We start from the raw sequence: 10,401 nt of genomic DNA on the forward strand, positions 1-10,401 counted from the left end.
GGCGACCAGATACGACAGATGCCCGAAGGTCTTCCTCTCCGCCATCGCCCTCGCCGCAACCGTCATTTATTGGTTATGAGTCCTGACCCTAGGCAAGCGGAGAACCCATGCTGGCGAAAACCCAAACGTCGCAATATCAGACGACATACTTCAATCCCACATGAGCAGCTCGTCTTGTCAGCCAGCAAACTTCAAACACCAGTTACCAATTTTTATTGTCAACCTGCAAAACCCTTGAGCTTTCCTCCAGCTTGGGCGTTCCGATTTAACAGATGCAAAAGTTCGACCTGATTGGACGTACCGGTTTTAGAGAAAATTGAACTGAGGTGTGAACGAACAGTTGCGGGGCCAACCGAAAGAGTTTCCGAGATTAGCTTTACTGTCATTCCTTCCCTCATCATCGCACAAACCCGGAACTCGCATCTGCTGAGCGCCGCCGGGTTCTGAGGATCAAGGATCGGGACATAGTCGCCGCCGCTGTCTTCGGACAGACAATGGCTGCGGGGCTGCTCGGACTTTGCAGAAATCGCACCGGGCAAACGGTTCTTCCATCCAGACGAAAGAGTTGAAGTCAAAACAGCTAACAAATCCAGATCGGGTTCCAGAGGGCTGACACTGTAGTGCAATTCAATGTAGTCGATATGTGACGCGGTTGTCTCAAGCGGAACCACAATGACTTCGACCAACCCTTCAGGTCTATGATATTGATAGCGAGACATTGGTGCCGCACCGGATAGCATCATATCCGTTAATGTCCAGATAGATCCCGGCTTTGCATTTGAGATGCATTCCCCAAAAACCAATTCTGCTTGGGTTTGAGGTTGCGACGGCCATATCTTCCCTTGTTGGACGCAACACCGTGCAATGTGCTTAACTTTCCAACCAGCTTTCGAAACCCTGACAATTAAAAGCGCATCCGCATTTAGCAGACGCATTAAAAAATTTGCTGCATTTAGAATAGAGCCATTGTTATTTACGGCCCGCGTCCATTCCATCACGAAGTTAAAACTGTCCTTCGCGTGGGTGCTCTTAACAAAACTGACACTCATACCCCACAACCCAACTAGATAAAAAAAATCGTCGAACCAAACACGTCCGAACCTGGACGACAAATTTGTTCTACACGAAACCTATGAGCAACCGGTTTCACCGCGCGGGTTGCACTTCCGCGTTCAAACGGGCCACAAGTAGATTACTATAAATCATTCATATCTATCAATTTTTTTTAAATCTCTACATATTCTCAACTACCAAGCTCCCTCCAGAGAAAAATTTCCACACCCCAAAACTGGCTATCAAATTGATTACAATTTCAGCCTTGGCCGAGCCATTGTTTACAGCCGAGATGATTCTTTCGCGCTTTAACACCCTGTTAATGCTGGGTTAATTCTTTTAATCCTTTAAGTGATAGCAACATACAACTTACATCCTTTGCGTGTAATATATTTACCTTTGAGGGAAGGATGCTGCTTCCCACGCCCCTATTCTGATTCCAAGCTAAAGCATTTTTTGCCTGGCTTGCGCTGCATTACTGTGGAGCGTTGAAACTAACTTAACCTTTTGGGGGAAATAATGATCAAATTTTTGAAGAAGTTTGCCAAGAACGAAAGCGGTGCGGCAATTGTTGAGTACGGACTGGCCCTTTTGGTGGTCGCCTCGATTGCAGTCGGTGCATTTTCGTATCTGGGCACTACCACCAATACAAACGTGACTGGTGCCTGTGCTGCTTTGGGCAGTGCAACCTGCTGACCGAAACCAGGTCAGAACATCAAAGAATTCTGCGCCCTCACTCAAGTTTGGCGGCGCAGAATTTACCGCCAGGAATTTCGCAAAAACAGGAAAGCCGAAGTTCCGTATTTGAGTGCGAGACTTTTGGAGAGAGATATGCGTATCAGACCAATAATTTCTACGCTGTTTGGAATTGCGATAGCTTCCGGTTCCGTTTACCTGGCGAAAGACCATATTCAGTTCAAGGCCAACACAGCAAGCGTATCGCCTGATGCAGATTTGGTCGAAATTTATGTGGCCCGATCGGAGATCGCATTTGGCCAAACGATCGAAGCTCACAACGTTACGATCCACCCCTGGCCGCGCGAAGCACTTCCGGCCGGAGTTTTCACGGAAATCGACGTTCTTGTTCCCGACAACCGCCGCCAATTGCGCCGCGCCAAAGGGCGGTTCTACCCCGGCGAAGTGATGCTTCTTTCAAAGGTTTCGAACTTTGGTGAAAAAGTCACGCTGGTTCAGAAACTTGGAGAAAACACGCGCGCCATGGCGATCGAGGTCGATGCCGTGACTGCGGTTGGCGGATTTGTCACGCCCGGCGATCATGTAGACATCGTCCTGACGCAAGGTGCGAAGCAGGAACTTCGCGCGGTGACCATCTTGCAGAACATCCGCGTGATTGGCGTGGATCAGCAGTCAGAGGAACTCAGCGATCAACCTGAGATCGCCCGGACGATAACCGTTGAGGTCACCCCACAGCAGGGACAACGTCTGGCGCTGGCTCAAAAGGCCGGAACACTGAGTCTGACGCTCAGAACACTGGATAATGTTGAAGATGAACCCATGGAAATGGTTCGCCTGCGCGATCTTTTGCAGGAAGAAGGCCCGGTGGAGAAAGTCGAAGCTCAACCAACTGTAACGGTCCGTCGCGGAACCGAGACCGAGGTTGTAACCATCCAAAGGCAGCTCAACGAAGCGGAAGAGAGAACAGACGCCGAGCCTGTCACCGAACTGGAAACGACCCCCCAGAAAGATGCTCAACTTGCCCCGGCGGTCGCGACGCCGCAGGTCAAACCTCGCGCTCGAACGATAAAAATCAGCCAGGCACCCAGCCAGTAAGCCCTGCCATGCGAGTAGCTGCTTTCATATCCGATTTCATCAAGGATGACCGTGGTACGGTAGCAATCCTGTGGGGCACCGCCTTGGTCGCTTTCCTCGGCTTCTTTGCGATCACTCTGGATGTTGGCCGGTTGAACTCTACCCATGCCGAGCTTCAGTCGTTTGCGGACAACGTGGCCCTGGCTGCGGCCGCTGAGCTGGACGGACAACCTAATGCGATTTCGCGGGCCACAAATGCGGCGGCAAATCTGATTAGTGACAGTCAGACATTTGCGAATGGCAGCGCCGCGCTTTCAGGTTCATCTGACTATACCCTCTCGTTTCACTCCGCGCTTCCTGCTTCAGATCTTACGCCGCTCGGCGCGGACCTCACGACAGATCCGCGTCAAGCAAAGTTCGCGCACGTCGTGTTGACACCGAAATCGCTGAGCATGAGCCTTGCTTCCGCACTGGACAAAATGCTTGGAGGGAGCGGTTTCTCGGCTGCCGGCGTTTCGGCCGAAGCGGTGGCCGGATACTCGAAAGCCGCGTGCGATATTTCACCTCTCATGTTCTGCCTTCCGCCGAATTGGGAGTCCACTCTGACAGTCGGCGATCAAATCCTGCTTCGCAGTGGCGGCAATGGTACTGCCTGGGGGCCCGGTAATTTTGGCTTCATCGATCTGGCAAACTTCCAGGACACCTCGGGTGTGTGCGCAGACGAAGGTGGCAACAAACTGGCGTGCCTCATCGCGGCGCAAAGCCAGATCACCCAGTGCATTCTCACCAACGGGCTGGACACGGAACCAGGGCAGAAAGTCGGCATCACAAACGCGGCATTCAACGTGCGTTTTGACATCTACCGCTCTGTTCTCAATGGCGAGAAAAACAACATAGATTTCGCGCCGGCGCCGAACGTGATCAAGGGCATTGAAAAGAACGGTGGCGGCGCTTGCATTCAAGGCAACGAACAACCGACACCCGACACAACCGGCCTTGGTCGCGACCTGTGCATGGCGGCGGGCACCTGCGGCGGAAACAACCGTTTCGGCGATGGCACCTGGGATCGGGCCGGCTACCTGAACCAGAACCACGATCTGGCTGATGGGCTGGCAGACGGTGTTGGCAGTGACACTCACCTGCCCCCGTTGTCAGGGTCGAATTCAGTATTCGCGGGCACGCGATACGGGATGTATCTTCGGGAAATTGCCTACGGGAATACAAACCCTTACGCAGCACCAAACGCTAACGCCATCCTTGATCCTTCTCTTGCCGAAACCGGCCGCCCAATGTGTTCAAGCCAAATGTCGAATGACCCGGCGCGGCGCGTTGTAACAGCGGCCGGCGTTGATTGCGCACAAAACCCTGTTTCCGGTTCGACGACCGGGGTTCCCGTAACAAAATTCGTTGCCGTCTTCCTGACGGAACCGGTGGGCGATGATGGCAGCTCGCCACCCAGTTTTGACATTCACGGCGAGGTCGTCGGCTTCCCGGATGTCACCGGTGTTGGAAGCGGCGGTAATGGCTTCGGTGGCATCTTCCGCGACGTCGTACAGTTGTATCGTTAAAGGCGCACGTTCATGAGTATGAGGCACAGATTTCCTTTCAGACGTTTCGCCAGGAACGACGACGGCGCAATCCTTGTCGAGTTCGGCCTTGTTATGCCGATCATGTTGCTTCTATTGGCCGTAACTCTGGAGTCGGCGCGCCTTATGTGGTCGTACCAGTCGGTCATCGCCGGTGTGCGCGATGCCAGCCGCTACTTGTCGCGAGTTACACCTGCAGATATCTGCACATCCGGTGGCTCTGTTGCGGGGCTGACCACGACTTTGAAAAACATTGTTGAGCAGGACATCAACGGAAATAACCTGTTTCCGTCCAGCGTGACGGTCAATTCCGTGACGCCAAGCCTGTCTTGCGTGTCCGGCACCTATCGAATGAACCCGGCCCCTGTTGGCCAGGTGAGTGCCAATATCACCATTCAGTTTCCGCTGGGCGGCATCCTGACGCTGTTCGGCAGCGGTGCGACATCAGTGACCACGGACGTCGCTGATACATCGCGGATTTTTGGCCAATGAGACGCCTGCTGGATATCCACGCGCGTTTGCGACAGAGCGGTCGCTCATTCCTGCAAGAGCAGCATGGTGGCGTTCTGGTCGAATTTGCGCTGGTCGTGTCGTTGTTTTCTTTCCTGTTCCTTGCGCTGTTGGACTTTGGCAGGCTTTCGTACAGTGGAGTGAACGCACAAAAAGCAGCGCAGTTGGCCGCTCGTATCGCCGTGGTGCGTCCACCTGCGTGTGCTGGCGTTCCGCAAACTCACACGCGAGGAACATCTGCACTCCAACCTCGTTTCGGCACCTCATGCAGTGCCTCGGTCGGCATATGCGCCGATCCCATGACCCCTACGTGTTCGGGTATCGCCACCAACGCCACTGCGTCGGAAATCTGGGATCGCGTCAGTCCGCTTCTGCCACCGGGCACAACCATCAGCGCACTGCAATTTTCCTATGATTTCAATTCCAATCTGGGTTTCCTGGGCGGCCCTTACACACCCATGGTCACTGTTGAACTGAACCTGAGTGATTTTCAGTTCGTGTCGCCTCTGGCCGCTTTGGCCAACGCCGCGGGTGCGACAAGCAGCACAATCTCTTCGACAGCCGGCTATTCCAATTTCAGCGTCTCGCTGCCTGCTGAAGACCTTGCATTAGGAGAGTCAGGGTAATGAGTAACCACGTTTCAGATCTCAAGTCACAATCGGTCATGCTTCTGTCAGCAGGAGAAACAATCGCGCAGGCGGTCGCAAACGCGTTTCCCGCTGTCAAAGAAAACAAAGTTTCTGAATTGGCTGGCTCGTTCAAAACACTGAACGGAACCGCCCGCGAAATGGCGTTCAAGCATGACGTGGTGATATTTGAAATCGACCCGGATGACTCGGGCGAGGTACAAGCCGTCGAAGAACTGCTGACGCATCGCGATGATGACACCTTGTTCGTGGCGCTGACGCAGAATGATCTTTCGATCACCAAAGCCCGTGAACTGCGGAAAATTGGTATCGACGAAGTGCTTCCCTTGTCGATCGATGGCGAGGGATTGAAAGCTGCGGTCAGTGAAAGAACCATATCGCGCACCGTTCCGCAGCTTCAGACGAGGAACGGTCTGTCCGCCTTGGGTCGGGTTATCCCGGTTGCAAAATCCCGTGGCGGTATCGGCGCGTCTACTGTTGCGGTGAACCTTGCGTGCTCGCTGGTTGGCAGCAAGGGCTCCCTGTTTCGGAAGACTGAGAAAAAACGCGTCGCACTTTTGGACTTCGACCTGCAATTCGGAAACGCAAACGTGTTTCTGGATCTCGAAGACAACGGAGGGTGCCTTCAGTTCATCGAAAACTCGGATGAGCCCGATGACCATTTCCTGTCATCGATCCTTCAGAACCACAAACTCGGCATCGACGTGCTTTGCGCGCCTGCCCCTTTGGTTCCGCTTCAGTCGATACATACGAACCTTCTCGAAGGTATGCTCGATCTGCTTCAACGTCGTTACGACTATATTGTCATCGACCTGCCCTGTGCCGTTGTCGAATGGGTCGAACCCATTTTCAAGCGTGCGACCCAGCTTGCGCTGGTTACTGACACAACCGTGCCATGCGTGCGCCAAGCGCGACGTTTGATTGATTTCTACCGCGAAGCCAATGTCTCTCTTCCGGTCGAAGTTATTGTGAACCGCGAACCTAAGACTCTGCTCAAGCCGGGGCACGTTCGCGAGGCAGAGAAAGTCCTGAAAACCAAGCTGAAACACTGGCTGCCCGAGAACCACAAGGTCGCCCGCAACTCAGTCGATCTTGGGCGTCCCATCGTGGACATGAAGCCGGGATCCGACCTTGGCAAAGCCCTGACAAAACTTGCTGGCGCGATGTCTGAAGACGTTCGGCCGGTGGCAACAAAAACGACTTAAAAGGAGATCACCGTGTTCAATGAGTATAGATCACGCAAGGCTGCATCCAATTCGAATGTCTTGGTCCTTGAGCAGCCAATCGAAGTACCCAGGCCCAAGGTGACTCCGGAACCCGTGGACGTTGATCTGCAAGCGCATCTGGAGCTCAAAAGCCGTTTGCACGGCGAACTTCTTGACCGGCTAAACTTGTCCGTGATCGACAAGGTTGAGCGGTCGGAGCTGAAACGTCAAATCGCATCGTTGGTGACAGGCCTGATCGAGGCGGAAAACCTTCATTTGCGGTCCGAGGCTTTCACATCACTGGTCGACGAGTTGATTCACGAAGTGATGGGGCTGGGTCCGCTGGAACCACTTCTGGAAGACCCGACGGTCAACGACATTCTGGTCAACTCATATGATCAAGTCTACGTGGAACGCTTTGGTTTGTTAGAAGAATCGACGGCACGCTTTCGCGATGAACGCCATCTGCTTCGGATAATTGACAAGATCGTCAGCAAAGTCGGTCGTCGCATTGATGAATCCCAGCCATGGGTCGATGCGCGCCTGGAGGACGGCAGCCGTGTCAACGCAATCATTCGCCCGTGTTCCGTGGACGGGCCTGCGCTGTCGATCCGCAAATTCTCGCGCAATCCTTTGACGATCGACAAGCTCGTTCAGCGAGAAAGCATGAACGGCCAAGCTGCCAAGCTTCTGGAGGCGCTGGTCGAAGCAAGGTTGAACATCCTGATTTCCGGTGGCACCGGTTCCGGCAAAACAACAATGCTGAACGCCGTTTCATCCTTTATCGACGGCAATCAGCGTATCGTAACAATCGAGGACGCCGCCGAACTTCAGCTGCAACAAAGCCATGTGGTTCGTCTGGAAACCCGCCCCCCAAACTCGGAGGGACAGGGCGTGATCACTCAACGCGATCTGGTGCGCAATGCGCTCAGGATGCGGCCGGATCGCATTATTGTCGGGGAAGTTCGTGGGGCTGAATGTTTTGACATGCTTCAGGCCATGAACACCGGCCATGACGGGTCGATGACCACCGTTCACGCAAACTCAGCGCGTGATGCGCTCAGCCGGGTGGAACAGATGGTGACTATGTTGGGGGCAGAATTGCCCATCAAGACCATCCGGTCTCAAATCGCTTCGGCCATCCAAATCGTGTTGCAACTGAGCCGCCTCAGCGATGGTACACGCAGGGTCGTCAGCATTTCGGAAATCACCGGCATGGAGGACGACACGATCACCATGCAGGACATCTTTGTCTTCAAACGTCGCGGCAAGTCTGAAAACGGGGATGTATTGGGAGAGTTCCTGCCGACCGGCATCCGCCCAAAATGCTTCGACCAACTGGTTGCCGCGGGCATTGATGTGGATAGCGACATGTTTATTCGCGGGGCAATGACGTCATGATTGATCTGCAACCAAACACACTGAACATTCTGATCTATATCGCGATTTTTCTTGGCATTCTGCTGGTTTACGAGGGTCTGCACCAGCTTCTGCTTCGCAGGGAAACCCAAAGCGAAGCCAGGAACCGGCGCATGAAGATGATTCAGGACGGAGCCTCAAGTGATCAAGTACTGCAAGTCCTTCGGGATCCCGCGATGCTCGCCGCGGGGGAAAAAGCCGGTCCAATAGTTCGTTTTCGCCGTTTGCTCGTTCAAGCGGGGTTAACGATCAGTCCGATATGGGCTGCCCTCGCAGTCGTGTTCTTGGCCTTGTTGACCTTCGCAGGCGCGTCCCGGTTTCTCGTCCAGGAATTGGCAGCCCTTCTGAGCGCGGTTCTCGGTCTCGTTGGGCCGTTCATCGTGCTGGTCGCCATGAAGAACGCTCGATCGAAGAAGCTGACAAAACAACTGCCGGACGCTCTGGATTTGATGGCCCGGGGATTGAAGGTTGGTCATCCGGTTGCTGTTACGGTTGGAAACGTCGCAACGGACTTGCCGGATCCAATCGGCACGGAATTTGGCATCATCAAAGATCAGATCAATTACGGCGATGATGTCGCGACTGGCTTTCACGACTTTGCGCAACGCGTTGGCACCGAGGACGCAAAGTACCTTGCCGTGAGTATTGGCATTCAGCATGGAACCGGCGGCAACCTTGCGCGGGTTCTGACCATCCTGTCCCAAACCATCAGGGACCGGCACACAATGCAGAAGAAGATCAAGGCGATCTCCGCTGAAGGTCGTCTGAGCAGCCTAATCCTCACGATCTTGCCGGTAATTATCTACCTATCGATCGAAATTTCCACGCCTACCTTCTACGGCGACGTTCGCAATGACCCACTGTTTCCCTATTTCGCCTGCGTGATTGTAGGCCTGACAATTGCTCAGGGGCTCATCTTGAACCGCTTGGTTAAGTTCAAGTTCTAAAAAAAGGGCTGATGATATGGATATTATTCAAGAGTTTCTGAGTGAGCAAAGCCTCTCGCCGCAGTTCTTTTTGCTCGTCGGAATTGCCCTTAGCGTGTTTTTTGTTGTCATGGGCCTGTCCGGGTTAACCGAGGCCGACAACACGGCGGCACAGCGCATGCGTGGAGGGTCAGTTTCAAGTGGGCACGGTCAGGATTTTGACCTCATTCAAGGCGACAACAGCGATCCGCACGGGCTTCTCAAGGCGTTCGTTCCGTCGTCGAAGAACGAACGTTCCAGGATTGGCAAGCTCCTAAGACAGGCTGGCATTCAACGAAAGCACGCCATTCGCACATACTACACCTGCCGTGTAATTTTGGGATTTGTCCTGCCGGCCACATTTGTCGCAGCCATGGCGCTGCCAATAGAAACCCAGATTCAATTGGGGATCGCCGGCATATTGCAGGGTGTTACTTGGATGAACACATTGCAAATCGTAACGGTGTTAATGGTCTCGGGCTTCTATGGACCCGCAATCTGGTTGCGCTATCGCATAAAGAAACGCCGCCAGGCAATTGAACACAGCCTGCCAAACGCACTCGATCTGCTGCAGGTGGCGATTGAGGCCGGTCTGGGTTTTGATGCAGCGATGATCCGTGTGTCACATGAGATGGCAAGTGCGGCGCCCGAGATTTCGCAGGAGTTCTCAATTCTTCAGTTGGAATTGCAGGCGGGCAAGGAACGACAGGCCGCCTTTCTTGACATGGCCGACCGGGTCGGAATCGACGAGTTGAGTTCATTTGCCAACGCGTTTTTACAATCCAACCAGTATGGCACCAGCATTTCCGCATCGTTGCGCAGGTTTGCGACTGACATGAGGCTTGATCGCGAGCTACGCGCTCAGGAAAAGGCAAACCGCCTTCCAGTGCAAATGTCCGCCGTTATGGCCATGTGCATGATGCCCGTTTTGTTGTTGATTTGCCTTGCGCCAATGCTGATCCGCTGGGTGAACATGTTTGGGTAAAGCAAAGGTGGTGGTGACAATGAGGCGTGCGATTGTTCAGTCAGGCCGAGGACAATCCAAACATATCCTGAATTTTGCCATGCTCAACTGATCTTCGGCTTGCAAAAAGCTAACCAGAGTATTCGACGGATCAGTTCTTCTACAGTTCCGAAGTAATGGCTTAGGGTCAGGACACATAGCCAGTAAGTGACGATTGCCGCCAGCGCGATGGCTGACAGGAAGACCTTTGGGCATCTGTCGTAACGGGTCGCGACCCGCCGC

General features: G+C 53.8%; 10 protein-coding genes and 1 pseudogene. 9 read left to right on the forward strand and 2 right to left on the reverse strand.

Annotated elements, in window-relative coordinates:
* Nucleotides 1-218: 218 nt before the first annotated feature.
* Nucleotides 219-1,049, reverse strand: a complete 831-nt coding sequence (locus ACR0CG_RS23065) for a helix-turn-helix transcriptional regulator (RefSeq protein ID WP_480527800.1) — start codon at nucleotides 1,047-1,049, stop codon at nucleotides 219-221.
* A gap of 523 nt (nucleotides 1,050-1,572) precedes the next feature.
* Here ACR0CG_RS23065 and ACR0CG_RS23070 point away from each other — a divergent pair.
* The 9 genes from ACR0CG_RS23070 to ACR0CG_RS23110 all read left to right on the forward strand — a co-directional run bounded on the left by ACR0CG_RS23070 (nucleotide 1,573) and on the right by ACR0CG_RS23110 (nucleotide 10,140).
* The gene (locus tag ACR0CG_RS23070) at nucleotides 1,573-1,749 is read left to right on the forward strand and encodes a Flp family type IVb pilin (RefSeq protein ID WP_480527802.1); all 177 of its coding nucleotides are present in this window, start codon (nucleotides 1,573-1,575) and stop codon (nucleotides 1,747-1,749) included.
* A gap of 135 nt (nucleotides 1,750-1,884) precedes the next feature.
* A complete protein-coding gene (gene cpaB / locus ACR0CG_RS23075) occupies nucleotides 1,885-2,844 on the forward strand; it encodes a Flp pilus assembly protein CpaB (protein WP_480527803.1) in 960 nt (319 codons plus the stop codon).
* A gap of 8 nt (nucleotides 2,845-2,852) precedes the next feature.
* Nucleotides 2,853-4,391: a TadE/TadG family type IV pilus assembly protein gene (locus tag ACR0CG_RS23080; RefSeq protein WP_480527805.1), complete on the forward strand. Its 1,539-nt coding sequence runs from the start codon at nucleotides 2,853-2,855 to the stop codon at nucleotides 4,389-4,391.
* Nucleotides 4,392-4,403: 12 nt separating this feature from the next.
* The gene (locus tag ACR0CG_RS23085) at nucleotides 4,404-4,901 is read left to right on the forward strand and encodes a TadE/TadG family type IV pilus assembly protein (protein ID WP_480527807.1); all 498 of its coding nucleotides are present in this window, start codon (nucleotides 4,404-4,406) and stop codon (nucleotides 4,899-4,901) included.
* Nucleotides 4,898-5,545, forward strand: coding sequence for a TadE/TadG family type IV pilus assembly protein (locus ACR0CG_RS23090; RefSeq protein ID WP_480527809.1), 648 nt, complete (start codon nucleotides 4,898-4,900; stop codon nucleotides 5,543-5,545). The genes ACR0CG_RS23085 and ACR0CG_RS23090 overlap by 4 nt, the downstream gene beginning before the upstream one ends.
* Nucleotides 5,545-6,771, forward strand: a complete 1,227-nt coding sequence (locus ACR0CG_RS23095; RefSeq protein WP_480527811.1) for a CpaE/TadZ family protein — start codon at nucleotides 5,545-5,547, stop codon at nucleotides 6,769-6,771. The genes ACR0CG_RS23090 and ACR0CG_RS23095 overlap by 1 nt, the downstream gene beginning before the upstream one ends.
* A 12-nt stretch (nucleotides 6,772-6,783) precedes the next feature.
* Nucleotides 6,784-8,172 (forward strand): CpaF family protein, encoded by a 1,389-nt coding sequence (locus tag ACR0CG_RS23100; RefSeq protein WP_321253552.1) that lies wholly within the window; start codon nucleotides 6,784-6,786, stop codon nucleotides 8,170-8,172.
* Nucleotides 8,169-9,137 carry a type II secretion system F family protein gene (locus tag ACR0CG_RS23105; protein WP_480527813.1) on the forward strand — a complete coding sequence of 323 codons (969 nt, stop codon included), beginning with the start codon at nucleotides 8,169-8,171 and terminating at the stop codon, nucleotides 9,135-9,137. Before ACR0CG_RS23100 ends, ACR0CG_RS23105 begins: the two co-directional genes overlap by 4 nt.
* 16 nt (nucleotides 9,138-9,153) lie before the next feature.
* A complete protein-coding gene (locus ACR0CG_RS23110) occupies nucleotides 9,154-10,140 on the forward strand; it encodes a type II secretion system F family protein (RefSeq protein WP_480527816.1) in 987 nt (328 codons plus the stop codon).
* Nucleotides 10,141-10,316: 176 nt separating this feature from the next.
* On the opposite strand, the pseudogene ACR0CG_RS23115 reads toward ACR0CG_RS23110, so the two are convergent.
* Nucleotides 10,317-10,401: pseudogene (locus ACR0CG_RS23115) on the reverse strand (IS5/IS1182 family transposase); the annotation flags it as partial.

The sequence above is a fragment of the Ruegeria sp. AB8 genome (genome assembly GCF_056542605.1).

Coding starts and splice junctions, on each gene's coding strand:
- ACR0CG_RS23065 (WP_480527800.1), bottom strand. CDS start 1,049: ATGAGTGTCAGTTTTGTTAAGAGCACCCACGCGAAGGACAGTTTTAAC.
- ACR0CG_RS23070 (WP_480527802.1), top strand. CDS start 1,573: ATGATCAAATTTTTGAAGAAGTTTGCCAAGAACGAAAGCGGTGCGGCA.
- cpaB (WP_480527803.1), top strand. CDS start 1,885: ATGCGTATCAGACCAATAATTTCTACGCTGTTTGGAATTGCGATAGCT.
- ACR0CG_RS23080 (WP_480527805.1), top strand. CDS start 2,853: ATGCGAGTAGCTGCTTTCATATCCGATTTCATCAAGGATGACCGTGGT.
- ACR0CG_RS23085 (WP_480527807.1), top strand. CDS start 4,404: ATGAGTATGAGGCACAGATTTCCTTTCAGACGTTTCGCCAGGAACGAC.
- ACR0CG_RS23090 (WP_480527809.1), top strand. CDS start 4,898: ATGAGACGCCTGCTGGATATCCACGCGCGTTTGCGACAGAGCGGTCGC.
- ACR0CG_RS23095 (WP_480527811.1), top strand. CDS start 5,545: ATGAGTAACCACGTTTCAGATCTCAAGTCACAATCGGTCATGCTTCTG.
- ACR0CG_RS23105 (WP_480527813.1), top strand. CDS start 8,169: ATGATTGATCTGCAACCAAACACACTGAACATTCTGATCTATATCGCG.
- ACR0CG_RS23110 (WP_480527816.1), top strand. CDS start 9,154: ATGGATATTATTCAAGAGTTTCTGAGTGAGCAAAGCCTCTCGCCGCAG.